Origin of the sequence: Streptomyces sp. BHT-5-2, assembly GCF_019774615.1 — a bacterium.
GTDB lineage: Bacteria > Actinomycetota > Actinomycetes > Streptomycetales > Streptomycetaceae > Streptomyces.
The window spans coordinates 2,894,193-2,918,999 of sequence record NZ_CP081496.1; the positions used below are offsets into that span (position 1 = coordinate 2,894,193).

At 73.3% G+C, this 24,807-nt stretch carries 22 protein-coding genes; 11 read left to right on the forward strand and 11 right to left on the reverse strand.

Annotation, left to right across the window (positions count from 1 at the left end):
• Positions 1-115: 115 nt before the first annotated feature.
• The 3 genes from K2224_RS12920 to mce form a co-directional block, all read right to left on the reverse strand.
• Positions 116-1,054 carry a cellulose-binding protein gene (locus tag K2224_RS12920; RefSeq protein ID WP_221906700.1) on the reverse strand — a complete coding sequence of 313 codons (939 nt, stop codon included), beginning with the start codon at positions 1,052-1,054 and terminating at the stop codon, positions 116-118.
• A 114-nt stretch (positions 1,055-1,168) separates the two neighbouring features.
• On the reverse strand, positions 1,169-5,464 hold the full coding sequence (scy, locus tag K2224_RS12925; RefSeq protein WP_221906701.1) for a polarized growth protein Scy: 4,296 nt from the start codon (positions 5,462-5,464) through the stop codon (positions 1,169-1,171).
• A 208-nt stretch (positions 5,465-5,672) separates the two neighbouring features.
• Positions 5,673-6,113 carry a methylmalonyl-CoA epimerase gene (mce, locus tag K2224_RS12930; protein WP_221906702.1) on the reverse strand — a complete coding sequence of 147 codons (441 nt, stop codon included), beginning with the start codon at positions 6,111-6,113 and terminating at the stop codon, positions 5,673-5,675.
• Between the two features lie 164 nt (positions 6,114-6,277).
• On the opposite strand from mce, the gene K2224_RS12935 reads away from it, so the two are divergent.
• Positions 6,278-7,453 (forward strand): acetyl-CoA C-acetyltransferase, encoded by a 1,176-nt coding sequence (locus K2224_RS12935; protein WP_221909651.1) that lies wholly within the window; start codon positions 6,278-6,280, stop codon positions 7,451-7,453.
• An 87-nt stretch (positions 7,454-7,540) separates the two neighbouring features.
• The gene (gene meaB, locus K2224_RS12940; protein ID WP_221906703.1) at positions 7,541-8,500 is read left to right on the forward strand and encodes a methylmalonyl Co-A mutase-associated GTPase MeaB; all 960 of its coding nucleotides are present in this window, start codon (positions 7,541-7,543) and stop codon (positions 8,498-8,500) included.
• 274 nt (positions 8,501-8,774) lie between these two features.
• On the opposite strand, the gene K2224_RS12945 is transcribed toward meaB, so the two are convergent.
• From K2224_RS12945 to K2224_RS12960, 4 genes are all read right to left on the reverse strand, one after another.
• Entirely contained in the window at positions 8,775-9,251 is a 477-nt protein-coding gene (locus K2224_RS12945) for a MarR family winged helix-turn-helix transcriptional regulator (RefSeq protein WP_221906704.1), read from the reverse strand.
• 128 nt (positions 9,252-9,379) lie between these two features.
• Entirely contained in the window at positions 9,380-10,153 is a 774-nt protein-coding gene (locus K2224_RS12950; protein ID WP_221906705.1) for an AIM24 family protein, read from the reverse strand.
• Positions 10,150-10,833, reverse strand: a complete 684-nt coding sequence (locus K2224_RS12955) for an AIM24 family protein (protein WP_221906706.1) — start codon at positions 10,831-10,833, stop codon at positions 10,150-10,152. Before K2224_RS12955 ends, K2224_RS12950 begins: the two co-directional genes overlap by 4 nt.
• Positions 10,833-11,471 carry an AIM24 family protein gene (locus tag K2224_RS12960; RefSeq protein WP_221906707.1) on the reverse strand — a complete coding sequence of 213 codons (639 nt, stop codon included), beginning with the start codon at positions 11,469-11,471 and terminating at the stop codon, positions 10,833-10,835. The genes K2224_RS12955 and K2224_RS12960 overlap by 1 nt, the downstream gene beginning before the upstream one ends.
• Positions 11,472-11,737: 266 nt before the next feature.
• On the opposite strand from K2224_RS12960, the gene K2224_RS12965 reads away from it, so the two are divergent.
• On the forward strand, positions 11,738-12,088 hold the full coding sequence (locus K2224_RS12965; RefSeq protein WP_066986625.1) for a DUF3817 domain-containing protein: 351 nt from the start codon (positions 11,738-11,740) through the stop codon (positions 12,086-12,088).
• Positions 12,085-12,393, forward strand: a complete 309-nt coding sequence (locus K2224_RS12970; protein WP_221906708.1) for an MTH1187 family thiamine-binding protein — start codon at positions 12,085-12,087, stop codon at positions 12,391-12,393. The genes K2224_RS12965 and K2224_RS12970 overlap by 4 nt, the downstream gene beginning before the upstream one ends.
• 12 nt (positions 12,394-12,405) lie before the next feature.
• On the opposite strand, the gene K2224_RS12975 is transcribed toward K2224_RS12970, so the two are convergent.
• Entirely contained in the window at positions 12,406-13,395 is a 990-nt protein-coding gene (locus tag K2224_RS12975) for a DUF5937 family protein (protein WP_221906709.1), read from the reverse strand.
• Positions 13,396-13,474: 79 nt separating this feature from the next.
• Between K2224_RS12975 and K2224_RS12980 the strand changes: the two genes are divergently transcribed.
• From K2224_RS12980 to K2224_RS12995, 4 genes are all read left to right on the forward strand, one after another.
• Positions 13,475-14,800, forward strand: a complete 1,326-nt coding sequence (locus K2224_RS12980) for an MFS transporter (RefSeq protein ID WP_221906710.1) — start codon at positions 13,475-13,477, stop codon at positions 14,798-14,800.
• Between the two features lie 43 nt (positions 14,801-14,843).
• A complete protein-coding gene (locus K2224_RS12985) occupies positions 14,844-15,353 on the forward strand; it encodes a MarR family winged helix-turn-helix transcriptional regulator (RefSeq protein WP_221906711.1) in 510 nt (169 codons plus the stop codon).
• 151 nt (positions 15,354-15,504) lie between these two features.
• Entirely contained in the window at positions 15,505-15,837 is a 333-nt protein-coding gene (locus K2224_RS12990; protein ID WP_221906712.1) for a DUF3817 domain-containing protein, read from the forward strand.
• Between the two features lie 343 nt (positions 15,838-16,180).
• Positions 16,181-17,881 carry a methylmalonyl-CoA mutase gene (locus K2224_RS12995; RefSeq protein WP_221906713.1) on the forward strand — a complete coding sequence of 567 codons (1,701 nt, stop codon included), beginning with the start codon at positions 16,181-16,183 and terminating at the stop codon, positions 17,879-17,881.
• Positions 17,882-17,947: 66 nt separating this feature from the next.
• Here the strand turns inward: K2224_RS12995 and K2224_RS13000 are convergent, their stop codons facing one another.
• Entirely contained in the window at positions 17,948-19,366 is a 1,419-nt protein-coding gene (locus tag K2224_RS13000; RefSeq protein ID WP_221906714.1) for a HAMP domain-containing sensor histidine kinase, read from the reverse strand.
• Positions 19,367-19,505: 139 nt separating this feature from the next.
• Complete coding sequence (locus tag K2224_RS13005) at positions 19,506-20,258, reverse strand: response regulator transcription factor (protein WP_260692569.1); 753 nt, start codon at positions 20,256-20,258, stop codon at positions 19,506-19,508.
• Positions 20,259-20,320: 62 nt separating this feature from the next.
• On the opposite strand from K2224_RS13005, the gene K2224_RS13010 reads away from it, so the two are divergent.
• Both K2224_RS13010 and K2224_RS13015 read left to right on the forward strand, forming a co-directional pair.
• Entirely contained in the window at positions 20,321-21,505 is a 1,185-nt protein-coding gene (locus tag K2224_RS13010; RefSeq protein WP_221906715.1) for a glycosyltransferase, read from the forward strand.
• Entirely contained in the window at positions 21,502-22,515 is a 1,014-nt protein-coding gene (locus K2224_RS13015) for a GDP-mannose 4,6-dehydratase (RefSeq protein ID WP_221906716.1), read from the forward strand. The genes K2224_RS13010 and K2224_RS13015 overlap by 4 nt, the downstream gene beginning before the upstream one ends.
• 22 nt (positions 22,516-22,537) lie before the next feature.
• Here K2224_RS13015 and K2224_RS13020 read toward each other — a convergent pair whose 3' ends face one another.
• On the reverse strand, positions 22,538-23,176 hold the full coding sequence (locus K2224_RS13020; protein WP_260692570.1) for a TetR/AcrR family transcriptional regulator: 639 nt from the start codon (positions 23,174-23,176) through the stop codon (positions 22,538-22,540).
• A gap of 318 nt (positions 23,177-23,494) precedes the next feature.
• On the opposite strand from K2224_RS13020, the gene K2224_RS13025 reads away from it, so the two are divergent.
• On the forward strand, positions 23,495-24,466 hold the full coding sequence (locus K2224_RS13025) for a tetratricopeptide repeat protein (protein ID WP_221906718.1): 972 nt from the start codon (positions 23,495-23,497) through the stop codon (positions 24,464-24,466).
• Positions 24,467-24,807: the final 341 nt, after the last annotated feature.

Sequence of the window (24,807 nt, forward strand, 5' to 3'; positions counted from 1 at the left end):
CCACCGGGACGCGCCGCCCGGAGGAGCGCCCCGCCCCCCCCGGAACGAAAGCGCCCCCGCACCGCCACAACGGCGATACGGGGGCACGAAAGACCGCCCGAAACCTTTCCCGGCGTCAGCGGCTCTGCTGGGCCGGCACCCCGCGGGTCACCGACTCCTCGTCGCCCGGCGCACCGGCCGCGGCCACCGCCGCACCCGTCAGCGTCGCCAGCATCTCCCGGACGTTGGTCAGCTGCGCGTTGATCGAGTCGCGGCGGTTGGTGAGCGCCGCCAGCTCGCGCTCCGATTCGCTGCGGATCCGGTCGGCCTTGGCGTTGGCGTCCGCCACGATGTCCTCGGCCTGCCGCTGCGCGGTCTCCACCGTCTGCCGGGCCCGACGCTCCGCGTCCGTCCGCAGCTTCTCCGCCTCCAGACGCAGCTGCTCCGCCCGGTGCTCGATCTCCGCCAGCCGCTTCTCCGCCTTCGCCTGACGCGAGGCCAGATCCCGCTCGGACTGCTCGCGACGCTTCGCCAGATTCGTCTCGAAGTCCGCGGCGGCCTGCGCGGCCTTGGCGCGGGTCTCCTCGAAGAGGGCGTCCGCCTCCTCACGCTTGGACTGGGCGTCCTTCTGCGCCTCGGCGCGCAGCGTGGACGCCTCGCCCTTCGCCTTCTCGACGATCCGGGCACCCTCGTCCTCCGCCTTCGCCTTCCGCTCCACGGCGAACTGCTCGGCGTCGTTACGGACCTGCTGGGCGGCCGACTCGGCCAGCTCGCGGTGCTGCTCGGCGGCCCGCCGGGCCTCCTCGCGCAGCTCCTTGGCCTCCTCCTCCGCCAGGCGGAGGATCTTCTCCACGCGCGCCCCGAGGCCCGCGTAGGAGGGTTCGGCGTCGGTGACCTGAGCCTGGGCGTTCTGCGTCTCGAGGTGCAGCTCCTCGATGCGCTTCTCCAGCGAGGTGATACGGGCCAGCGCACTGTCGCGGTCCGCGACCAGTTTCGTAATGCGGTCATCCACCTGACCGCGGTCGTACCCACGCCGCACGAGCTCGAAGCCGAAGGGGGAGGAAGTGTCGCTCATGGGGTTCCTGTCGAAAGAGACCGGTGAGGTGATAAGGAGAATCCTAGGGGCCTTAACGGCGTGTCATCGAGTCATTGCGCGTTTGAAGTGGAGAATGACCCCTCATTTGAGTGGCTACCCTTCAGACTGCTTGCCACTCGAACGAGTTGTCCCGGCGCCCGCGGCGGCCTTCACCGCCCCGCCCTTTCCCTCTCCGCCCTGCGCAGGCACCTCGAACGACTCCAACGCCTCCAGCACGTCCTGGACACGGGAGATCTCGGTGTTGATGTCCTGCTGACGACGGGCCAGCAACTCCAGCTCCCGCTTGCCCTCCGCCACGATCCGCGCGGCCTCCTCCTTCGCCTCGACCCGCATCCGCTCCGCGTCGCGCACCGCCTCGGCCTTCTTGTTCTCGGCCTCCTTGATCAGGCCCTCGGCCTTCTTCACCGCCGCGATCCGGACCTTGCTCGCCTCGCTGTTGGCGTCCGCCATCAACTTGTCGGCCTTCTCCTCGGCCTCCACCTGCTGCGCCGTCGCCTGCTCGATCAGCTTGTCCACCCGCTCGCCGGCGTTCTTCATCGCCTCCGACGACTCCCGGCGCGCCCGCTCGTGCAGCTCCTCGACCTCGGCCTCGACCCGGACCCGCAGCTCCTCGCCGCGCTCCCTTATGGCCGTCGCGTCCCGGCGCGCCTCGCCCAGCAGCGTGTCCGCATCCGTACGGGCCTTCTCCACCCGCGCGTTGCCCTCGGACGTGGCCTCCACGACGATCCGGTCGGCCTCCTTGCGCGCCGCCCCGACCATCGCGTCGGCCTGCTCCTCCGCGCCGGTCGCCGTCTTCAGCGCCTCCTCCTGCGCCTTGGCCATCAACTGGTCCGCCTGCTCCGCCGCGTCGCTCCGCCGCTTCGCGGCATCCTCGCGCGCCTCGTCCAGCAGCCGGTCCGCCTCCTCCTGCGCCTCGGCACGGGCCAGCTCGGCGGCCTCCTCCGCATCCGCACGGACCTGCGCCGACTCCGCACGCGTCCGCGTCGCATGCTCCTGCGCCGCCGCCACCGTCTCCGCCGCCTCGGCCCGCAGCCGATCGGCCTCCGCCGTCGCCGTCGCGACCATCCGGTCCGCCTGCTCACGGGCATCGGCCCGGGCACGGTCCGCCGCCCGCTCGGCCTCCGCGGTCCGCTCCGCCGCCTCCGACCGCAGCCGCTCCGCCTCGCCGGCCGCCTCCGCCACCAACTCGTCGGCCTGCGCCGCCGCCTCGGCCCGCGTCCGGTTCGCCGCCGCACGCGCCTCGTCGCCCGTCCGCTCGGCCTCCGCCCGGGCACTCTCCAGCGCCTCGGCCGCCTCGGCCCGCAGCCGCTCCGCCGCCTCGGTGGCCTCCGCCACCATCCGCTGCGCCCGCTGCTCGCCCTCGGCCCGCAGCCGCTCCGCGGCCTCCTGGCCCTCCCGGACCGCACGATCCGCATCGTCCTGCGCCGAAGACGTCAGCTCCGCCGCCTCGGTGACGATCCGTTCCGCCTCCGCACGGGCCTCGCCCAACAGCCGCTCGGACCGCTCCGCCGCCTCCGACCGCATCCGGTTCGCGTCGCCCCGCGCCTCGGCCCGCGCCCGCGCCGCGTCCTGCTCCGCCGACGCCAACGCATCCGACGCGTCCGTACGCAGCTGCTGCGCCTTCGCCGTGGCGTCCCCGACCAGCTTCTCGGCCTTCGCGGTGGCCTCCGCGACCAGCTCCTCGGCCTGTGCCGTCGCCTCCGTCACCAGACGGTCGGCCTGCTCCGCGGCCTCCGACCGCGCCGCGTTGGCGTCCCGGCGCGCCTCGTCGAGCACCCCGGCCGCCTCCGACCGCAGCCGCTCGCCCTCCTCGATGGCCTCCGAAACCGTCCGCTCGGCAAGCGACTTGGCGGCCTCCGTCGCCTCCTGCGCCTCCCGACGCACCCGCGACGCGTCCTCCGAAGCACGCTCCCGCTCCGCGTAGGCGTCCGCGCGGACCCGGTCCGCCTCCTCCTGCGCCTCGGTCCGCGTCCGCTCCGCGACATGCTCCGCAGCCGAACGCAGCCCCGCGATCTCCTCGTTGGCCTGCTCGTGCAGCCCCGCGACCGCATCCCGCACCTGCTGCGCGGTCTGCTCCGCCGCCGCCACCAGCTCCGCCGCCCGCCGGTCCGCCTCCTCGACCAGCCGCTCGGCCTCCGCCTGCGCCTCGCCCACCCGCGTACGGGCCGACGCCAGCAACTCCTCGCTCTGCTCCCGCGCCGCCGTCCGCTCCTGGTGCGCCTCCTCGCGCGCCTCCGCCAGCAGCTGCTCGGCCTCCCGACGCCGCCGCGCCGCCTCCTCCTGCGCCTCGGCCAGCGCCTCCGCCGCCTCCGCGCCCGTACGCTCCGCGGCAGCCGCCGCCTCCGCACGCACCCGGTCCGCGGTCTCCTGCGCCTCCGCCCTCAGCCGCTCGGCCTCCGCCGCGGCCTCGCTCCGCAGCCGCGTCGCCGCCGCCTCGGCCTCCGCACGCGCCGCCGACGCATCCCCGGCCGCCTCCTCGCGCAGCCGCTCGGCCTCCTCCTCGGCCTGCTGCTGCAACGACCGACGCCGCTCCGCGGCCTCCGCCTTGAGCCGGGCCGCCTCCTCCTGCGTCTCCCGCCGCAGCCGCTCCGCCTCGGAACGCGCCTCCCGCAGCGACTCCTCCGCCGCCGCCACCTTCTCCTCGGCCTCGGCCCGCAGCCGATCCAGCTCCGCCTGCGCCTCCGCCCGCCGCTCCTCGGCGGCCTCCTCGGCCTCGGCCCGCAGCTTCGCCGCGCTCTTCTCCGCCTCGCCCGTCAACTCCTCGGCGGCCTGCGTGCCCTCCAGCAGCAACTGCTCGGCCTCGTCACGAGCCCGCTCCAGCGCCTCCTCGGCCTGCCGCCGCAGCGCCGCCGCCCGCTCGATGGCCTCCGTCCGCACCCGCTCGCTCTCCGCGACCGCACCCGAACGGGTCTCCTCCGCATCCGACTTGGCCTTCGACAGCAGCTCCTCGGCGGTCCCCGCCGCCTCCTCGATCTGCGCAACGGCCTCCCGGCGCGCCTCACCACGGATCCGCTCGCCCTCGGCGACCGCATCCGCCCGCAGCTGCTCCGCCTCACCGCGCAGCCGCCGCGCCTCCTCCTGGAGCTCGGCGGTCTTGGCGCGGTACTCCTTGGTGTCGTTCTTCGCCGCGCCCTTCAACTGCTCGGCGGTGTCGTGCGCCTCCTCGCGCAGCCGGTCGGCCTCCGCCTCGGCCTCCCGCCGCAGCCGCTCCGCCTCCTCGACGGCCGCCTTCGTCGTGGCCTTGGCGTCCTCCGACGCCTTCGACACCATCTCCTCGGCCGACCGCGCGGCCTTCGCCAACTGCGCCGCGGAATCCTCCGCCGCCTTCGACCGCGCCGACTCCTGCGCCTCCGAAAGCAGCCGCTCCGACTCCGCCCGGGCATCCGCCCGCAGCTGCTCGGCCTCCGCCTTCAGCGCCTCGGCCTCCTTGGTGGCCTCGGCCACCAGCCGCGCCACCTCCGCCTTGGCGGTCCGCGCGCGCTGCTCGTTCTCCGACTCCGCCGCCGACAGCCGCTTCCCGGCCGACTGCTGAGCCTCCTCCAGCAGCTTCTCCGCCTCGGCCCGCGCCTCCCGCAGCGCGCCGTCGGCCTCCCGCACCCGCTCCTCGGCGGCCCGCGTCAACTCGGCCGCCTGCCGGCGCGCCTCCTCCGCCTCCGAACCCGCCGCCGAGCGCAACTGCTCCGCCTGGTCCGTGGCCTCCTGCGCCTGGTTCGACGCGGCGTTCAGCAGCCGCTCGGCATCCGTACGTGCCCGACGCAGGATCGACTCGGCCTCGGCACGAGCCTCCTCCGCAGCCGTCCCCAGCCGCTCCCGCGCCCGATCCGCCAGCCGCTGCGCCTCGGCACGCGCCGCCGACAGCGCCTGCTCGGCCTCCGCCCGCGACTCCTCCATCAGACGCCGCGCCTGGGACTCCGTACGGGCCCGCAACTGCTCCGCCCACGCCACGTTCTCGTTGACGTGCGACTCGACCGTCTGCCGGCGCTCGTTGAGTTCCTCGTCCAACCGCTGCCGACGGCTGACCGCCTCGGCATGCAGGTCGGCCTCCATCCGGGCCTGCCGCTCGGCGGACTCCTGCAGCAGCCGCTGCGTCTGCGCCCGCGCCTCGCGCAGCTCCCGCTCGGCGTCCGAGCGCAGCTGGTCGGCCTGGATCTGCGCATTGCGCAGCAGTTGTTCGGCCTGGTGACTGAGATTGTCGTAGGCAGGCCGAGAGGCGAGGTTGCGGCGCGCCTCGTGGAGCTTGGCGCGCAGCACCTCGACCTGGTACCCGAGGTCGTCGGCGTGCTGGACGGCCTTGTCCCGCTCGGTCTTCAGCCGCTCCATCTCGGCTTCGAACTGCGAGAGGTGGTCGGCCTCAGCCCACTGACGCTCCTGGCGCTCGTTGCCCCGCACTGCGCGGTCCCATCCGTCCCCTGGTCATGGCGGCGGCCGGCTCCGGCCCTGCGGCGCAGGTTCCGCACACACGACGGTGTACCGAACTCGCGCCCTTCGGAGCTGACCCTTCCGAAGAAATGGTGTCAGATCATCGGCAGAGTATGGACCGAGCCCCATTCCCGTACCCCGGCCGAAGCTGCACTCTACCGGCCGGGGAAGCGGAAGGTCAGTGGTCAGTCGCGTCCGGAGGCGCCGCGGTGACGAGTTCGGTCAGCACACCATGGCAGTCCTTGGGGTGCAGGAAGGTGATCCGCGACCCCATCGAACCGCGCCGCGGCTCGTCGTAGAGCACCCGGACACCCTTGCCGCGCACGGCTTCGGAGTCACCGTCCACGTCCGCCGTGCCGAACGCGATGTGGTGCACCCCCTCGCCGTTCTTGGCCAGCCACTTGCCCACCGCGGAGTCCTCCCGGGTCGGCTCCAGCAACTGGAGGTACGAGGCGCCGCCGTCCGACGTCTCGTTGATTTTGAGCATCGCCTCGCGGACTCCCTGCTCCTCGTTGACCTCGGTGTGGAACACCTCGAAGCCATACGTGGCACGGTAGAACTCGACGGTCCGGTCGAGGTCGAAACAGGCGATCCCGATGTGGTCGATTCGCGTCAGCATGGCTCCAGTGCACCGCTCGCACGGCTGGTTACGCAACGTGCGCGCGATCACACCCGCTTGCCGGTGACCCGGCGACTACCCCTCAGTACATTGACGGGAACCCTCGTTAACTTCCCTGCAAAGGAAGGCCGCATCGTATGTCTGCAACGAACGGCACCACCTCCGTGATCGTGGCCGGGGCGCGCACCCCCATGGGCCGCCTGCTCGGCTCGCTGCGCAGCTTCTCCGGGGCCGACCTCGGCGGAGTGGCCATCAAGGCGGCTCTGGACCGCGCGGGGATCGGCGGTGACCAGGTGCAGTACGTGATCATGGGTCAGGTGCTGCAGGCCGGGGCGGGGCAGATCCCGGCACGCCAGGCCGCGGTCAAGGCCGGCATCCCCATGAACGTCCCCGCGCTCACCGTCAACAAGGTCTGCCTCTCCGGCCTGGACGCCGTCGCCCTGGCCGACCAGCTCATCCGCGCCGGCGAGTTCGACATCGTCGTGGCCGGCGGCCAGGAGTCCATGACCAACGCCCCGCACCTGCTGCCCAAGTCCCGCGAGGGCTTCAAGTACGGCGCGGTGGAGATGCTCGACGCCATGGCCCACGACGGCCTCACCGACGCCTTCGAGGGCATCGCGATGGGCGAGTCGACCGAGAAGCACAACACCCGCCTCGGCCTCGGTCGGGCCGAGCAGGACGAGATCGCCGCGCTCTCCCACCAGCGCGCCGCCGCCGCCCAGAAGAACGGCCTGTTCGAGGCGGAGATCACCCCCGTGGAGATCCCGCAGCGCAAGGGCGACCCGGTGCTCTTCAGCAAGGACGAGGGCATCCGCGCGGAGACCACCGCGGAGAGCCTCGGCAAGCTCCGCCCGGCCTTCGCCAAGGACGGCACCATCACCGCGGGCAGCTCCTCGCAGATCTCCGACGGCGCCGCCGCCGTGGTCGTCATGAGCAAGGCCAAGGCGCAGGAACTGGGCCTTTCGTGGATCGCGGAGATCGGCGCGCACGGCAACGTCGCCGGCCCCGACAACTCCCTCCAGTCCCAGCCGTCCAACGCCATCAACCACGCGCTCGCCAAGGACGGCCTGACCGTCGACGACCTCGACCTGATCGAGATCAACGAGGCGTTCGCCGCGGTCGCCGTGCAGTCAATGAAGGATCTCGGGGTTTCCCCGGAAAAGGTGAATGTCAACGGTGGTGCCATCGCGCTGGGGCACCCGATCGGCATGTCCGGCGCCCGTATCGTGCTGCACCTCGCGCTGGAACTGCGCCGGCGCGGCGGCGGGATCGGCGCGGCCGCCCTGTGCGGGGGCGGCGGTCAGGGCGACGCGCTGATCCTCCGCGTACCGGGCAAGTGACGGGCCCGCGCGCCGGCCGGGAACCGGCGCGCGGCACGGGAGCAGCGCGTACCAGCCAGTGAGTCGAGGTCGAAGGAGCCGAGCGCGATGGTGGACGTCCCCCAGCTGGTGGAACAGGCCCGGCAGGGCCGCCCGAGGGCGGTGGCCCGGCTGATCTCCCTCGTCGAGGGAGCGGCGCCGGAGCTGCGCGAGGTGATGGCGACGCTGGCGCCGCTCACCGGCGGCGCGTACGTGGTCGGGCTCACCGGCTCGCCGGGCGTCGGCAAGTCCACCACGACGTCCGCGCTGGTCACCGCCTACCGCAAGGCGGGCCGACGGGTCGGCGTCCTCGCCGTTGACCCGTCCTCGCCGTTCTCCGGCGGTGCGCTGCTCGGCGACCGGGTCCGGATGAGCGAACACGCCTCGGACCCGGGCGTCTACATCCGCTCGATGGCCACCCGCGGCCACCTCGGCGGGCTGGCCTGGGCCGCCCCGCAGGCCATCCGGGTGCTGGACGGCGCCGGCTGCGACGTGATCCTGGTGGAGACCGTGGGCGTCGGCCAGTCCGAGGTCGAGATCGCCTCCCAGGCCGACACCAGCGTCGTGCTGCTGGCACCCGGCATGGGCGACGGCATCCAGGCCGCCAAGGCCGGAATCCTGGAGATCGGCGACGTCTACGTCGTCAACAAGGCCGACCGGGACGGCGCCGACGCCACGGCACGCGAGCTGAACCACATGCTGGGCCTGGGCGAGGCCCGCGCGCCCGGCGACTGGCGGCCGCCGATCGTCAAGACGGTGGCGGCCCGCGGCGAGGGCGTCGACGAGGTCCTCGAAGCCCTTGAGAAGCACCGTGCCTGGATGGAGGAGCACGGCGTCCTGGCGCGGCGCCGGCTGGCCCGCGCGGCCCGCGAGGTCGAGACGATCGCCGTCACCACGCTGCGCTCCCGCATCGGCGACCTGTCCGGCGACCGCCATCTCGACGCCCTGGCCGAACGCATCGTCGCCGGTGAGACGGACCCCTACCGGGCGGCGGACGAACTGGTGGCGGGGCTGACGAACGGGGGGTGACGACGGGCCGGGCCCGGCCTCCCCGCGTCGTGGCCCGTGCGTCGTGGCGCGTTGCGGTCCGTTTGAACTGGTTGTGGTTGTTGGACTGGTTGTCGCTGTGGTCCTGGTCCGCTCGCGGTCGTGGTCCGTTCCCGGCCGTGGCGGGCGCTTCGGGCGCCGTGGCGGGCGCCTTGGCCGGGTGCCTCCTTCCTTGTTTCGGCAACGAAGGAGGAGAGCCGGGAGTTCCCGGATGATTACTTTGTGTAGTCGGCCTTGTGTGGTCGGCCAGGGTCGGTCAGGGGTTGCCGCGGCTCTTGCGGAGGTGGTCGGCGACGGGGGTGAGGGAGGCGCGGAGGGCGTCGAGGTCCTCGGCGGTGAAGAGGTCGATGAAGTGGCGGCGGACCGAGGCGACATGGTGCGGGGCGACCCGGCGCATCGTCTCCCAGCCGTCCTCGGTGAGGACGGCGTAGAGGCCACGGCGGTCCGACTCGCAGCTCTCGCGGCGCACGAGGCCCGCGTTCTCCATGCGGGTGATCTGGTGCGAGAGGCGGCTCTTGGACTGCAGGGTGCTGGCGGCCAGATCGCTCATCCGCAGCCGGTGGTCCTCGGCCTCGGAGAGGTTGACCAGGATCTCGTAGTCGTTGTTCGTCAGGCCGAACGGCTGGAGATCGCGCTCCAGTTGGTGCATCAGCAGTCTGCTGACGTCCAGATGGGTGCGCCAGGCGCGCTGCTCCTGGTCGGTCAGCCAGGGAGTGTCGCTGTCGGTCGTCATGGATGAACTCTACCCGTGAAAGTTGAATAATGAATTAGTTGGCGTGTGGCATATCGGCGTTGCGTGAGACGGCCGGCCGGGCCCCACCGTTGGTCAGACGTTCGAGGTCACCGTCCGCAGACTACCGTTCACAGCCCGAAGCGGCGCTGGAGGCCCCCCAGGCCGCCGGGCAGCTGCGGCAGTTGTGAGCCACTTTCCGCCGCCGGGACGCCGCTGCCCGGGACACCCTCCTCGGTGGGCGGCGCGCCGGTCGGCAGCTCCGCCATCAACTGCTCGGTGGACTGGAGCAGGACCGTGCCGGCGCCGGTGAACTCGAACTGGTGCTCCTCGCCGGAGGTGCCGCCGATGCCGGTGTGCGCACGCAGGCCGCCCAGGAATCCCCGCAGGTACCGGTGGTCGTAGTGGTGGCAGGGAGAGGGGCAGTCGGCCCAGCCGACGAGGGCCTGCGGGTCCACCCGGATCGGGGGCTCGGCGAAGACGACCGGGCCGTTGGAGGCGGCCACGAACCTGCCCGTGCCGATCAGGGTGAGGAAGCCCGGGATGATCGACTGCTTCAGGGAGAGAGATGGCTGAAACGCGAGCACGTTGCCGGAGCGAACAGTGAGGTTGCCCTCATCCAGGTCGTAGGAGTTGATGTCGAAGGACCGGTCCGCGAGGAGCATCTTTCCGCGGCCCTCGGCGACGACCCAGTCCGCGGCGTGCAGTGGCGAATGGAAACTGGTGGCGATCAGGCGGTCCAGGCGGCCGTGTCCGATGCCGTGGAAGTCGATCTGCCCGTAGTAGGCGATCATCTTCCCCTTCTGGAGGAACCACTGGCCGTCGAGGTCGACGCTGAAGGCGTACGGGTTGACGTTGTCGTCCGAGGGGAGGGTGTGGACGTCGTGGATCACGGGACCGGTCACAGCTTTTCCTCCGACGCCTGTACGAACACGGTGCCCTGGCCGGACAGTTCGAGCTGGAACGCCTCGCCCGAGCCGCGGCCGATCAGCTCGCGCCAACCGATCGCGGTGGACAGGCGGTTGCGGACGTCGCCGCGGTGGGCGACGTACGCCTGCGGGTCGACGTGGACGGGGCGCTGCGGGGTGATCGGCAGCTCGATGACGCCGCCGTGGGCCAGCACCGCGGCCGAGCCGTGGCCCTGGAGGGTGGTGGTGAACAGGCCCTGGCCGGTGACCTGTCCGCGCACCATGCCCATCACGCCGCCCTGCGCGCCCATGAACATCGTCCCTTGGGCGAGCGAGCCGTCGAAGGCCAGCAGGCGGTCGGCCTCCACGTAGAGCGTGTCGCCGGTCAGGTCGACGACGTGGACGTGGTGGCCGCCGTGGCCGAACATGACCGTGGCGGTGGCGGCGCCTCCCCGGCCGTCGGGACCCTGGGGGACCTCGACGGTCATCAGGGGCGTCGCCTCGCCGGCGATCCGGCGGCCGATCATGGAGCCGAAGCCGCCCTGGCCGCCCTGGATGTTGGGGGTGAAGGTGACCTCGCCGCGGTAGGCGAGCATCGCGCCGCGCTGGCTGAACAGCCGCTGGCCGGGGGCGATCGTGGCCTGCACCATACGGGAGTTGAGGGCCGTGAACGGCATCAGAGCTCACCTCCCACGGTGTTGCGCTCGCTGGGCTGCACGTAGACCAGGCCCTCGCCTTCGAAGCGGATCTGGAACGCCTCGCCGGAGCCCTCGCCGAGGAATGTGCGGAAGTTCACTCCGGACTGGAAGTGCTGGGTCAGCCGCCCGGTGTGCGCGACATACGCGCCCGGGTCGACCTGGAGGGGTTGCTGCGGGGTGACCCGCAGTACCACGGCCGGGCCGTCGGAGAGCAGCGCGGCCTGTCCGTGGCCCTCCACGGTGGTGGTGAACAGGCCGTTGCCCTGCGAGGCGCCGCGCAGGCCGGTGAACGTCGTGCCGGTGTGCAGCGTCGCCTCGGTGCACAGCAGGTTGCTCGCCTCCACGAACAGCTTCTCGCCCTGGAGGCGGACGAGGTTGATCTCGCCGGCGCGGTCGGCGAAATAGCAGGTGCCCTTGCCCTTCACCTCCATCACCGTCATCTGCTCACCCGTCAGCCGCCGGGTGACCATGCCGCGCAGCCCCTCGCCGCCGCCGGTCATCTTCTTGAAGGTCATGGTGCCGTCGTACGCGACCATCGCGCCGTTCTTCGCCTTGACGGCGTCGCCCGCGAGGTCGACGGCGAGCACCTTGCTCCCCTGGAGCCGAAACTGAGCCACGGGTCAGACGGTAGTCGGCGGGGGTGGGGCGGGACAGGGCTTTCGTCCCGGAGTCGACCCGGACCTTTCGCCCCGGCCTGTCCCGGGCCTTTCCCGGACCTTTCCCCGAGGTCGCCCCCGTCGCCGCGGCGGGCCGCCCCGGGCCGCCCCCGGCGCAGTGATCGTCGGGGCGGCTGTAACAATGGGGCGGGATGCTTGTGAACTCTTGCACAAGCATCCTCTGCGCAAGCAATGTGACGCCTCCCCTCCGCCCGAACGAGGTTCCCGTGGACATCAAGACCGCCGCCGCCCTGCACCGACTGCGCCTGGCATCCATCCCGGAGGCGCTCTCCTTCCCGGCGCTGCTGATATTCGGCACGGGCTTCCGGATCTTCCTGGGCTACGACAAGCTCGTCATGCCCCTCGGCCTGCTGCACGGCATCCTGTTCACCATCTTCCTGGTGCTGCTCCTGGACGCCTGGAACCGCACCAAGTGGCCCTTCAAGCGGGTCGCGTTCTTCTTCCTCCTCGCGGTGCTGCCGTTCGGCGGCCTGTACGCGGACAAGGTGCTCAAGCGCGAGGAGGAGGCCGGTGTGATCGCCGCCCGGGCCCGCCGGGAAGGTACGGTGAACGCATGATCGTCGCCTTCTCCGTGAGCCCGCTGGGCGTCGGCGAGGACGTCGGCGAGTACGTCGCCGACGCCGTCCGGGTCGTCCGGGAGTCGGGCCTGCCCAACCGCACCGACGCCATGTTCACCTCCGTCGAGGGCGAGTGGGACGAGGTCATGGACGTCGTCAAGCGCGCGGTGGCCGCCGTCGAGGCGCGCGCCGGGCGGGTCTCGCTGGTGCTGAAGGCCGACATCCGGCCCGGCGTCACCGACGGGCTCACCTCGAAGGTGGAGACCGTCGAGCGCCATCTGGCCGGGGACGCGCAGGGCTCCTGACGGGGCCGGCCGTCAGCCGCCGGCCAGGAGGGCGATGCCCAGCGGTGTGCGCTCGTAGCGCACCTGGTGTCCGTGCCGGCGCGAGGTCAGCAGTCCGGCGTCGCGCAGCACGGACAGGTGCGCCGAGACCGACGAGGGGGCCAGGCCCAGCCGGTGGGCCAGCGCCGAGGTCGTCGCCGGCGCGTCCAGGGCGGTGAGCACCGCGGCCCGGTTGGCGCCCAGCAGGCGCGCCAGTGCGGGGCCGCCGGACGGCTCCTGCCACAGCCCGCCGATGCCGCGCGCCGGATAGATCACGGTCGGCTGCCACGGCGGGTCGAAGCCGCTGATCACGTCCGGCCACACGAAGACGCTCGGCAGCAGCAGCACGCCCCGGCCGTCGAGGTCCTGCAGCTGCGCGAAGTCCGTACGGGTGCGGACGGTCAGCGTGCCGTCGTCCGACCAGGACAGCCGGGGATGCAGATCGGTGAACAGGAGGCGCAGGCCGCCGCTCGCCAACTGCTGCGAGCGGTAGGCGATTTCCGCCTCCAGCAGGGACCGCAGCCGGGGCCAGTCGGGCGCGACCAGGACCTCCCAGGCCCGTTCGGTGAGGTCCGCCAGCTCCCGTACCGTGCGTGCCGGGTCCGCCAGCGCCGCCCGGCCGCGCGGCGACCGCGCCGCACCGGGCGTACAGGCCAGCGACTTGGCCATCTCGGCGCGGGCCAGGGCGGGGTCGGTGGCCCGCAGGCGGGCCAGTTCCGCGGCGAAGTCCGCCAGCGGCACCTCGGGCGGCCGGCCCAGGAAATCGGGTGTGTAACCGGGGCGCGGGGACGGCATGAACAGCCACAGCGGCGACAGGTCCAGCCCCGCCGCCCGCTCCCGCATCCGCCGCAGCCACGGCAGGTGGTAGGCGTGCCGGTCGGTGCGCCGCAGCGTGCGCAGCGCCTCGTGGGTCTCGCACAGCGGCGAGATCGCGAACCGGATCCGCAGCAGGTCGTCCGCGCCGAAATGCAGCTCCAGCGGCACCGCTGGGCCCTCCCCTCCCCAGGATTCGGCTGGCGACGAAACACTACGGGGCCCGGGGCGGCAGCGGCAGCCTGACGCCATGCCGACGCCTTCCGGGCCCGTACGACCGGGCTCCGCTCCCGCCTGCCCGCCCGCCCCCGGCCCGTCCGGTGCCGCCGGGCCGGCCGGCACCGGCTACCGCGCCGTCTTCGCCGTCCCCGAGTTCCGCCGTGTCTTCGCCGCCCACCTGCTCTCCTCCCTGGGCGTGGTGGTCTGTGAACTCGCGCTCTCCGTCTTCGTCTACCGGCTCACCGACTCGCCGCTGCTCAGCGCGCTGACGTTCGCGCTCGGCCTGCTGCCCCACGTCCTCGGCGGCACCCTGCTGTCGGCCGTCGCCGACCGGTATCCGGCCCGCCGGGTGCTGGTCTGCTGCGACGCGGTGTGTGCGGCGGCGGCCGCGGCGATGGCGGCGCCCGGGGTGCCGGTGGCGGTCCTGCTCGGGCTGCGCTGCGCGATCGCGGCGGTCGCGCCGGTCTTCGCCGGCACCCGGGCGGGGACGCTCGGCGAGATCCTCGGCGAGGGCGACCTGTTCGTCCTGGGGCGCTCGCTGATCCGGATCGTCAACCAGGGCGCGCAGTTGGCCGGGTTCGCCGCCGGGGGGCTGCTGCTGGCCGCGGTGCCGCCCGGGGCGGTGCTCGGGATCACCGCGGCGACGTTCACCGCCTCGGCGCTGCTGCTGCGGCTGGGGACGGCCGCCCGCCCGGCGCGGGGACGCGCGGACGGTGCGCTCCTGGGCGCCTCGCTGGCCGGCACCCGGCGGCTGCTGGCCGACCGGCGGGTCCGGGCGCTGCTGCTGCTCACCTGGGTGCCGCCGGCGGTCGTGGTCGTCCCCGAGGCGCTGCTCGTCCCGTACGGGGACCTGCTGGGCGCGGGGCCGGCCGGGCAGGGGCTGTTGATGTGCGGGATGCCGGTGGGGGCGGTGGTGGCCGAGACCCTGGTGGGGGCGCTGCTGGGGCCGCGGGCCCGGGCGCGGCTGACGTTCCCCATGGGGGTGTTCGCGGTGCTGCCGTCCCTGGGGTTCGCGGCCCGGCCGTCGCTGGGCTGGGCGCTGGTGCTGCTGGTGCTGACCGGCACCGGCATCTCGTACAACTTCGGCGTCGACCGGTGGTTCGTCGCCGCGGTCCCCGAGGAACTGCTGGGGCAGGCGATGACGGTGATGCAGGCGGGCCGGATGACGGTCATGGGGCTGGCGATGGCGCTGGCCGGAGTGGCCGCGCAGTACGCACCGCTGCCGGTGGTGATGCCCGCCGCGGGGGTGCTGGGCGCCGTCGCGGTCCTGGGGGTGATCGCCGTCGTACGGCGCTCGGGGGCGCACCGGGTCCGCGGGCCGGAGCGGGGCGGACCACTTCATGAGACCGAAAGTTGAGACAGGGCTGACCAGCATATGACCGCCGGGTAGGGTCGGAAGCGTGCCGAAGCCGCTCAGCCTTGCCTTTGACCCGATCGCTCGCGCCGACGAACTCTGGAAGCAGCGATGGGGCTCCGTGCCCTCCATGGCCGCGATCACCTCGATCATGCGGGCCCAGCAGATCCTGCTGTCCGAGGTGGACGCGGTGGTCAAGCCGTACGGACTGACCTTCGCGCGTTACGAGGCGCTGGTGCTGCTGACCTTCTCCCAGGCGGGCGAACTGCCGATGTCCAAGATCGGCGAGCGCCTGATGGTGCACCCGACGTCGGTGACCAACACCGTCGACCGGCTGGTGAAGTCGGGGCTGGTCGCCAAGCGGCCCAACCCCAACGACGGCCGGGGCACCCTGGCGTCCATCACTCGGAAGGGGCGCGAGGTGTGCGACGCGGCCACCCGGGACCTGATGGCGATGGACTTCGGGCTGCGCGCGTACGACGCCGAGGAGTGCGCGGAGGTCTTCGCGCTGCTGCGGCCGCTGCGGGTGGCGGCGGGGGATTTCACGGACGACTGACGGCCGTGCGGGGCGTCCCGGGGCCTTCCTCCGGCCGCGGCCGGCCGCGTTTTCCCTGGTCCGGGCGGCGGACGTGCCGGTGCGCGTGGCGGCACTCCGTGGAACGGGGGGTGGCGAAGATCGCCCCGGAAGGGGCGGTTACGCTCAGGGCATGAAGCCAAGCGTGCTGACCCGTTACCGGGCGATGGCCTACATCACCGCCGTGATGCTGCTCGTGCTCTGCGCCTGCATGGTGTTCAAGTACGGCTTCGGGATCGGCAAGGACCTGACCCTCTTCGTCGCCCAGGTCCACGGCGTGCTCTACATCATCTACCTGATCTTCGCCTTCGATCTGGGCTCCAAGGCGCGCTGGCCGTTCGGCAAGCTGCTGTGGGTGCTGATCTCCGGGACGATCCCGACGGCCGCGTTCTTCGTGGAGCGCAAGGTGGTCCGCGAGGTCCGGCCGCTGCTGGCCAAGACCGCGCCGGAGCCGGTCAAGGTCTGACGGCGGCGGCCCGGCCCGTCGCCGGTGCCGTTGCGCGCCCCACGCGCCTCTCCCGTTGCGGGAGGGGCGCGTTTGTGCTGGACGGGGTGGGGCGGGCGGGTGAGCCGGGCGGGGCCGCCGGGTTTCCGGGTTTCTGTCCTTCCGGGCTTCCGGGCTTCCGGGCTTCTTCCGGGCTTCCGGGTTTTCGGTGGCCGGGGCCGGGCATCCCCCCGGCCGGGGGTGGGTGCGACCCGTAGGGGAGGCGCCCCGTGGAGCCTCCGGGGCCGGGCGCACGCGGGCTCAGGGGTGTTTCAGGGGCGCTTCCCATCGACAGGTAGTAGGACGTCCTAGTAAATTCGTGGGCATGGACGCTGACGCGATCGAAGAGGGCCGCCGTCGCTGGCAGGCCCGGTACGACTCCGCCCGGAAGCGGGAGGCCGACTTCAGCACGCTCTCCGGCGACCCGGTGGAGCCGGTGTACGGTCCGCGCCCCGGCGACTCCGTCGAGGGCTTCGACCGGATCGGCTGGCCGGGGGAGTACCCGTTCACGCGCGGCCTGTATCCGACGGGCTACCGCGGCCGGACGTGGACGATCCGCCAGTTCGCCGGCTTCGGCAACGCCCGGCAGACCAACGAGCGCTACAAGATGATCCTCAAGGCCGGCGGCGGCGGCCTCTCGGTGGCGTTCGACATGCCGACGCTGATGGGGCGGGACTCCGACGACCCGCGCTCGCTCGGCGAGGTCGGGCACTGCGGCGTCGCCATCGACTCGGCGGCCGACATGGAGGTCCTGTTCCAGGACATCCCGCTCGGCGACGTCACGACGTCCATGACGATCAGCGGCCCGGCCGTCCCGGTCTTCTGCATGTACCTGGTCGCCGCCGAGCGGCAGGGCGTCGACCCGGCGGTGCTCAACGGCACGCTCCAGACCGACATCTTCAAGGAGTACATCGCGCAGAAGGAGTGGCTCTTCCAGCCGGAGCCGCATCTGCGGCTGATCGGCGATCTGATGGAGCACTGCGCGCACGGCATCCCCGCCTACAAGCCGCTGTCGGTCTCCGGCTACCACATCCGGGAGGCCGGCGCGACGGCCGCCCAGGAGCTGGCGTACACCCTCGCCGACGGCTTCGGCTACGTCGAGCTGGGCCTCTCCCGCGGGCTGGACGTCGACACCTTCGCGCCCGGCCTGTCCTTCTTCTTCGACGCGCATGTGGACTTCTTCGAGGAGATCGCCAAGTTCCGCGCCGCGCGCCGGATCTGGGCGCGCTGGATGCGCGACGTCTACGGCGCGCGCAGCGAGAAGGCGCAGTGGCTGCGCTTCCACACCCAGACCGCCGGCGTCTCGCTGACCGCCCAGCAGCCGTACAACAACGTGGTGCGCACGGCCGTGGAGGCGCTGGCCGCGGTGCTCGGCGGCACCAACTCGCTGCACACCAACGCCCTGGACGAGACGCTGGCCCTGCCCAGCGAGCAGGCCGCGGAGATCGCGCTGCGCACCCAGCAGGTGCTGATGGAGGAGACCGGCGTCGCCAACGTCGCCGATCCGCTGGGCGGTTCGTGGTACGTGGAGGCGCTGACCGACCGGATGGAGGCGGACGCGGAGAAGATCTTCGCGCAGATAACGGAGCGCGGGGCGCGGGCGGTGCCGGACGGACAGCACCCCATCGGCCCGATCACCTCCGGCATCCTGCGCGGCATCGAGGACGGCTGGTTCACCGGCGAGATCGCCGAGTCCGCGTTCCGCTACCAACAGGCCCTGGAGAAGGGCGAGAAGAGGGTCGTCGGCGTCAACTGCCACGACGGCTCGGTCACCGGCGACCTGGAGATCCTGCGGGTCAGCCACGAGGTCGAGCGGGAGCAGGTGCGGGTCCTCGCCGGGCGGAAGGCCGCCCGCGACGACGCCCGGGTGCAGGCCGCGCTGAAGGAGATGCTGGCCGCCGCCCGCGGCGACCGCAACATGATCGGGCCGATGCTGGACGCCGTCCGCGCGGAGGCGACCCTCGGCGAGATCTGCGGTGCGCTGCGCGACGAGTGGGGCACGTACACCGAGCCGGCGGGCTTCTGACGCCGCCCGCCGCCCGCCGCCCACTGTCCGCCGTCCGCCCGCCGAGGCCGGTGCCGGGCCGTCCCGTCACCCCGTCCCGGCGGGCGGCCCGGCGCCGCGCAGGCGCAGGCGGAAGAGCGCGCCGCCGCCCGGCGCCTGCTCCGCGCTGAGCTCGGCGCCGTGCGCGCGGGCGATCTGCCGCGCCATGGCCAGGCCCAGGCCCGAGCCGGGCAGCGCGCGGGCGGCCCGGGCGCGGTAGAAGCGGTCGAAGACGTACGGCAGGTCGTCGGCGTCGATGCCGGGGCCGTGGTCGCGGACGGTCAGGTGCACCTCGTCCGCCACGGAGGACAGTTCGGTCTCCACGGGGCCGCCGGGCGGGGAGAACTTCGCGGCGTTGTCCAGGAGGTTGGACAGCAGCCGGGTTAGCCGGGCGGGGACGCCGGGGAGCGCGGTGTCCGCCGCCTCGGGGGCGATGCGGAGGGTGAAGGCGACGTCCGGCCAGTGTTCGCGGGCCGCGGTCACCACGTGCTCCAGCAGGGCGGCCGGGCGGACCTGTTCGAGCAGCGGCCGGGGCTCCTCGTCGCGGGCCAGCTCGATCAGGTCGTTGACGAGGGTGGTGACCTCGCGCAGCTGGCGGGCCAGCGCCGCCGACGCCCGATCTCGCTGACTGTCCGTCAAGCGGTCCGCGCGGGCGAGGAGTTCGGCGTTGGTGCGGAGCGCGGTGAGCGGGGTGCGCAGCTCGTGGGAGGCGTCGGCGACCAGGCGGCGCTGGGCGGTGACGGACTGCTCCAGTTCGCCGAGCATGGTGTTGAAGCTGGCGGCGAGCCGGGTGACCTCGTCCTCGTGGCCGGGCGGCCCCGCCGGGAGGTCGATGCGGTGCCGGGGGTCGCGGGTGGTGGCGATCCGCTCCGCGGTGGCGGTCAGCCGGGCGACCGGGGCCAGACCCGTACGGGAGACCCAGTAGCCCAGGCCGGCGGCCAGCAGGACGCCCGCGCCGCCGACCACGGCCAGCCCCCAGGCGGCCTGTCGCACCCCGCGTTCGACGGTGTCGGAGCGGAGGGCGACCTGCAGGGCCTCGTCCCGGTGGGGGACGCGGGTGGTGAAGACCCGGACGGGATAACCGGCGACGGTGGAGTTCGTGTAGTAGGGCAGGTGGCGGCCGGCGGCGACCTCGCGGGTGGCGGGGGCGACCGGCAGGACGTAGTGGCCGCGGGCGTCCTTGCGGGGGTCGGCGGGGGTGATCTGGATGCAGGCGGAGGCCGGGTAGCGGCAGCCGGTGTCGCCCGCGACGGGGCCCCAGTCGCGGGTGCGCTGGAGCTGCTGGGTGGCCGTCTGCCCCAGGGCGAGGTCGAGTTGGCGGGTCATCTGGACGCGGATGACGAGGAACGCGGCGGCGCAGACGCCGACCGCCACCAGGGCGACCGCGGCGGAGGCGGCCAGCGCCAGCCGGGTGCGCAGCGGCCGGCGGCGGACCCAGCGGCCGCCCAGGCGGCGCCGGCCGGTCATGCCGCGCCCCCGCCGTGCGCCGGGCCCGCGCCCGCGTAGGGGCCCGCGCCCGCGTACGTGCCCGTGCCGGTGCGTGCCGAACGGCCCCCGAGGGCGGTCCCGTTCAGGTGCCTGTTCATGTCCCCGTTCATGTCCCCGTTCACGTGCCCTCCGGCCGGTCCAGGCGGTAGCCGATGCCGTGCACGGTGTGCACCAGCCGGGGTTCGCCGCCGGCCTCCAGCTTGCGGCGCAGATAACCGACGTAGACGGCCAGGGAGTTGGAGTCCGGTCCGAAGTCCCGGCCCCAGACCCGCTCCAGGATCGTCTCCCGGGGCAGCACCTGGCCGGGGTGCTGGAGCAGCAGTTCCAGCAGGGTGTACTCGGTGCGGCTGAACTCCAGCGGCCGACCGCCGCGGTGGCCGCTGCGGGTGGCGGGATCGACGACCAGGTCGGCGAAGGCCAGCCGGGAGTCGTCGGCCGCGGCGGCCGCGGCCCGCCGCAGCAGGGCGCGCACCCGGGCGATCAACTCGTCCAGGGCGAACGGCTTGACGAGGTAGTCGTCGGCGCCGGCGTCCAGGCCGTCGACCCGGTCGCTGACCGCGTCCAGGGCGGTCAGGACCAGGATCGGGGTGCGGTCGTCGAGGGCGCGCAGCCGGCGGCAGACCGCCAGGCCGTCCAGCACCGGCATCATCACGTCGAGGACCAGCGCGTCGGGCTGCCAGGTGGCGACCTCGGAGAGCGCGGCCAGGCCGTCGGCGGCGCCGCGGACCTCGTAGCCCTCGACGGCGAGTCCGTCGGACACGGCGGCGCGGACCTCCGGTTCGTCGTCGACGACCAGGATCCGGGGGGCGGCGGCCGGCGGAACCGAGGGGATGTTGCGGGGCCCGGGCGCGGGTGCGGGGCGTGCGGTCATGGAACAAGGCTCCCAAACGCCGTCTTAGAACGTTCTTAAGGCGGCGGACGAGCGTGGCGGCCATGCGCACACCACTCTCGGTCGTGATCGGTGCGGGCGGCACCGGCGGCCACATCTATCCCGGACTCGCCCTCGCCGACGCGCTGCGCCGGGCCGTGCCGGACGCGGTGATCTCCTTCGTGGGGACCGACCGCGGTCTGGAGACACGGCTGATCCCGCAGGCCGGCTATCAGTTGCACACCGTCGACATGATCCCCTTCGACCCGTCGCTGGGCGCCCGGCGCTATCTGCTGCCGGCCGCGCTGCTGAAGTCGGGCGCCCAGTGCCGGGCGATCCTGCGGGCGCAGGGCGCCCAGGTCGCCGTCGGGATGGGCGGCTACCCGAGCGCCCCGGTGATCGTCGGGGCCCGGATGGCGGGGCTGCCCAGCCTGATCCACGAATCCAACGCGGTGCCGGGCCGGGCCAACAAGTTCGCCGCCCGGCTCACCCCGCACATCGCCCTGGCCTTCGACCGCAGCCGCCCGCACCTGGCGGGCGGCGAGCGGGCCGAGACGGTGGGGATGCCGCTGTCCGGGCCGCTGGCCGGGCTGGACCGGGCGGCGCTGCGGCAGGCCGCCCGCCGGGCCCTGGGGATCCCGGAGGAGGCGAGGCTGCTGCTGGTCAACGGCGGCAGCCTGGGCGCCGCCCGGCTCACCGAGGCCGCCGTCGGGCTCGCCGGCCGCTATCTGGCGCGGAACCGGCTGCGGCTGCTGATCAAGACCGGGCCGGCGGCGCTGGACGGCGCCCGCGCCGCGCTGGAGGCGAACGGCGGGGCGGCGGTCGCCGCGGCGGTGCCGTACCTGGACCGGATGGACCTGGCGTACGCGGCGGCCGACCTGGTGCTCTGCCGGGCCGGTTCGGCGACCGTCGCCGAGCTGGCCACCATCGGGATGCCGGCCGTCCTCGTGCCGTATCCGCACGCGCCCGGCGATCACCAGACGCACAACGCCCGGGTGCTCTCCGACGCCGGGGCGGCGCTGCTGCTGCCCGACGCGGAGGTCACCGCCGACCGGCTGGACGCGCTGGTCTCCCCGCTGCTGGCCGATCCGGACCGGCTGGCGGCGATGGGCGCGGCCGCGGACCCCGGCACACACGCCCGCGCCGCCGACCTGCTGGCCGCCCGGACCCTGGCGCTGGCCGGCCACACCCATCCCTCCCACCTCTCCCATTCCTCTCACCTCGTCAACCCCCTGAAGGAGTCAGCATGAGCACGCACAGCACCGTGTCCCGGTCGTGGGCCGGACGGAAGGTCCTGGTCACCGGGGCCGAGGGGTTCATCGGTTCGACGCTGGTCGACCTGCTGGTGGCGGCCGGCGCCGAGGTGCGCGCCTTTGTCCACTACAAGCCGTACGCGGAGAAGGGGAATCTGGCGCGCTATCTGGTGCCGGGCGGCCCGGTCGAGATGGTCGCCGGCGATGTGCGGGACGCCGGCCGGGTGATGGACGCCGTCGCCGGCTGCGACACCGTCTTCCACCTGGCCGCGCTGATCGGTATCCCGTACAGCTACGACTCGCCCGGCGCGTATGTGCAGACGAACGTGGTGGGCACCGAGAACGTCGCGGAGGCGTGCCGCCGGCACGGTGTGCGGCGGATGGTGCACACCTCCACCAGCGAGGTGTACGGGACCGCGCTCACCGCGCCGATCAGCGAGGAGCACCCGCTCCAGCCGCAGTCGCCCTACTCCGCCTCGAAGATCGGCGCGGACATGATGGCGCTGTCGCACTGGCACGCCTTCGAGCTGCCGGTGACGGTGGTGCGGCCGTTCAACACCTACGGGCCCCGGCAGTCCGCCCGGGCGGTGATCCCGACGATCCTGGCCCAACTGCACGCCGGCGCACGGCAGATCAAGCTCGGCTCGCTGACCCCCACCCGGGACTTCACCTTCGTCACCGACACCGCGGCCGGGTTCCTGGCGCTGGCCGACTGCGACCGGGCGCTGGGGCAGGTCGTCAACCTCGGCAGCGGCCGGGAGATCGCCATCGGGACGCTGGCCGAGGCGCTGATCGCGGCCTCCGGGCGGGACGCGGAGGTGGTGGTGGACGCGGAGCGGCTGCGGCCGTCGGGCAGTGAGGTGGAGCGGTTGCTGTCGGACAACTCCCGGGCCCGGGAGTGGGCTTCGTGGGAGCCGGAGGTCTCGCTCAAGGAGGGGCTGGCACGGACCTCGGAGTGGGTGGCGGAGCATCTGCACCTGTTCCGTGCGGACCGCTACCAGGTGTGAGGCGCGGCGGGCCGCGCCGGGGTCAGGGCTCCAGCGCGGCCAGGCCGGCCAGCAGCAGCGTGGTGAACCGCCGGGCCCAGTCGGCGTCCACCGGCTCCGCGCTCACCAGGAGCCGGTGCACGACGGCCCCGGCGATGACGTCGAAGATCAGGCCCACGGTGCACTCGGCGGCCTCTTCGCCGTCGGGGCCGCCGGCGTCCGGCGGGAGTTCGCCGCGCTCCTGCGCCCGGGAGCGGCCCAGCAGCACCAGCCGCTTCTGCCGGTCGACGATCGCCGAGCGGATCCGTTCGCGCAGCGCGTCGTCGGTGGTGGACTCGGCGACCACCGCCATCAGCGCGGTCTTGGTCTCGGGCCGGGCCAGCAGCGCGCCGAACTGGAGCACCACGCCCTCGATGTCGGACTGCAGGCAGCCCCGGTCGGGGAGTTCCAGCTCGTCGAAGAGGACCGCCACGGCGTCCACGACCAGTTCGCTCTTGTTGGCCCAGCGCCGGTAGAGGGTGGTCTTGGCGACGCCGGCGCGGGCCGCGACCTCGCCCATGGTGAGCCCGCCCCAGCCCACGTCGACGAGCGCGGCGCGGGTGGCGTCGAGGATCGCGTGGTCGGTCTCGGCGCTGCGGGGGCGGCCCGGGCGGCCTTTCGCGGGGCGGGCGGACTGGTGCATGCGGGCGACCATACCGGCCGGTAGGGGATCGGGCGCCCGCCCTGCGGCGCCGTTCGTGAGGGAGATCACCCGCCGGCGGGCGGGATGCTGTTCCGGGCGGGGGCGGCCCCGAGTTACGCTACGACCCGTAGCGAAAGAGCGATGACCACTGGCCGTGGGTGGGGACCCATGGCCGCGCACGCACCGGCCCTGCGGGGCCGCCCGTCGGGCACCGGATCCCGGGAGCGCGCCGCATCCCAGCGGGGCGTACCACGAGGACGCGGGCCCGCTTTCCGGATCGCTTTCCGGAACCGGCCGCTCAGGGGGGAGGATGGACCCATGCAGCCACGCAACATGTCCATGAGCGGAGTCGTCGACCTCGCCGCCGTGAAGGCGGCCGGCGAAGCGAAGCAGAAGGCCGAGCAGGCCCGCGCCGAGGCAGCCCGCACGGGCGCACCGCCGGCCGGCGCCGGTGGCCCCCTGGTGTTCGACGTCGACGAGGCGGGGTTCCAGCAGGACGTCCTGCAGCGGTCCACCGAGGTCCCGGTCGTCATCGACTTCTGGGCCGAGTGGTGCCAGCCGTGCAAGCAGCTCGGGCCGCTGCTGGAGAGCCTCGCGGCGGAGTACGCCGGCAGGTTCGTCCTCGCCAAGATCGACGTCGACGCCAACCAGATGCTGTTCCAGCAGTTCGGGGTGCAGGGCATCCCGGCGGTGTTCGCGGTGGTCGCGGGCCAGCCGATCCCGCTCTTCCAGGGCGCGGTCCCCGAATCGCAGCTGCGGCAGGTGCTGGACCAGCTGGTGCAGGTCGCCGAGCAGCAGTTCGGCATCGTGGGCGCGCCGGTCGACCCGGCCGCGGCCGAGCAGGCCCCCACCGAGGCCCCGCAGCCGGTCGGTCCGTACGACGCGGCGCTGACCGCGGCGGCCGAGGCCCTGGACGCCGGCGACCTCGGCGGCGCCGTCCGCGCCTACCGCAACGTCCTCTCCGACGACCCGGCCAACCCCGAGGCCAAGCTCGGCCTCGCCCAGGCCGAACTCCTGGAGCGGGTGCAGGACCTGGACCCGCAGGCGGTCCGCCAGGAGGCCGCGGACGCGCCGGCCGACGTCCGGGCGCAGATCCGCGCCGCCGATCTGGATCTGGTCGGCGGTCATGTCGAGGACGCCTTCGGCCGGCTGGTCGAGACCGTCAAGCGGACGGCCGGGGACGACCGGGAGGCCGCGCGGGTGCGGCTGCTGGAGCTGTTCGAGGTGATCGGCCCGGACGACCCGCGGGTGACGAAGGCGCGCACCGCCCTGGCGCGCGTCCTCTTCTGAGCCGGTTCCCCGAAAGGCGCCCGCACGGCGCCGACTTCCTCTTCCTTCCGGCGCTTTCGGGCGGATTCCCGTCCCGTCCGGTTCTGTCCCGCGGCACCTTCCGCGGCAGGGCCCGGCAAACGGAGCAGCGGCCACGCTTTACCGAAACTTGGTAAACGTGGCCGCTGTTACTTGGAGTAAGCCCGAGCAGCCAACTTGCCGGACTCTGCACCGAATTGCACCTTGTTAAGTCGTCATCAGGTACGACGCTGTGTACCCAGTTGATCTCTGTGTGTGGTGGCGCGGTTATCGGCCCGTTACCCGCAAGTAACGAGGGCCTTGTGCGGCGGCTCCGAATGCAC

Bases quoted from the DNA above. Each gene is read 5' to 3' on its own strand.
- K2224_RS12920 (WP_221906700.1), bottom strand. From the start codon at position 1,054: ATGAGCGACACTTCCTCCCCCTTCGGCTTCGAGCTCGTGCGGCGTGGG.
- mce (WP_221906702.1), bottom strand. From the start codon at position 6,113: ATGCTGACGCGAATCGACCACATCGGGATCGCCTGTTTCGACCTCGAC.
- meaB (WP_221906703.1), top strand. From the start codon at position 7,541: ATGGTGGACGTCCCCCAGCTGGTGGAACAGGCCCGGCAGGGCCGCCCG.
- K2224_RS12945 (WP_221906704.1), bottom strand. From the start codon at position 9,251: ATGACGACCGACAGCGACACTCCCTGGCTGACCGACCAGGAGCAGCGC.
- K2224_RS12955 (WP_221906706.1), bottom strand. From the start codon at position 10,833: ATGCCGTTCACGGCCCTCAACTCCCGTATGGTGCAGGCCACGATCGCC.
- K2224_RS12970 (WP_221906708.1), top strand. From the start codon at position 12,085: ATGATCGTCGCCTTCTCCGTGAGCCCGCTGGGCGTCGGCGAGGACGTC.
- K2224_RS12980 (WP_221906710.1), top strand. From the start codon at position 13,475: ATGCCGACGCCTTCCGGGCCCGTACGACCGGGCTCCGCTCCCGCCTGC.
- K2224_RS12990 (WP_221906712.1), top strand. From the start codon at position 15,505: ATGAAGCCAAGCGTGCTGACCCGTTACCGGGCGATGGCCTACATCACC.
- K2224_RS12995 (WP_221906713.1), top strand. From the start codon at position 16,181: ATGGACGCTGACGCGATCGAAGAGGGCCGCCGTCGCTGGCAGGCCCGG.
- K2224_RS13000 (WP_221906714.1), bottom strand. From the start codon at position 19,366: ATGACCGGCCGGCGCCGCCTGGGCGGCCGCTGGGTCCGCCGCCGGCCG.
- K2224_RS13005 (WP_260692569.1), bottom strand. From the start codon at position 20,258: ATGACCGCACGCCCCGCACCCGCGCCCGGGCCCCGCAACATCCCCTCG.
- K2224_RS13010 (WP_221906715.1), top strand. From the start codon at position 20,321: ATGCGCACACCACTCTCGGTCGTGATCGGTGCGGGCGGCACCGGCGGC.
- K2224_RS13015 (WP_221906716.1), top strand. From the start codon at position 21,502: ATGAGCACGCACAGCACCGTGTCCCGGTCGTGGGCCGGACGGAAGGTC.
- K2224_RS13020 (WP_260692570.1), bottom strand. From the start codon at position 23,176: ATGCACCAGTCCGCCCGCCCCGCGAAAGGCCGCCCGGGCCGCCCCCGC.
- K2224_RS13025 (WP_221906718.1), top strand. From the start codon at position 23,495: ATGCAGCCACGCAACATGTCCATGAGCGGAGTCGTCGACCTCGCCGCC.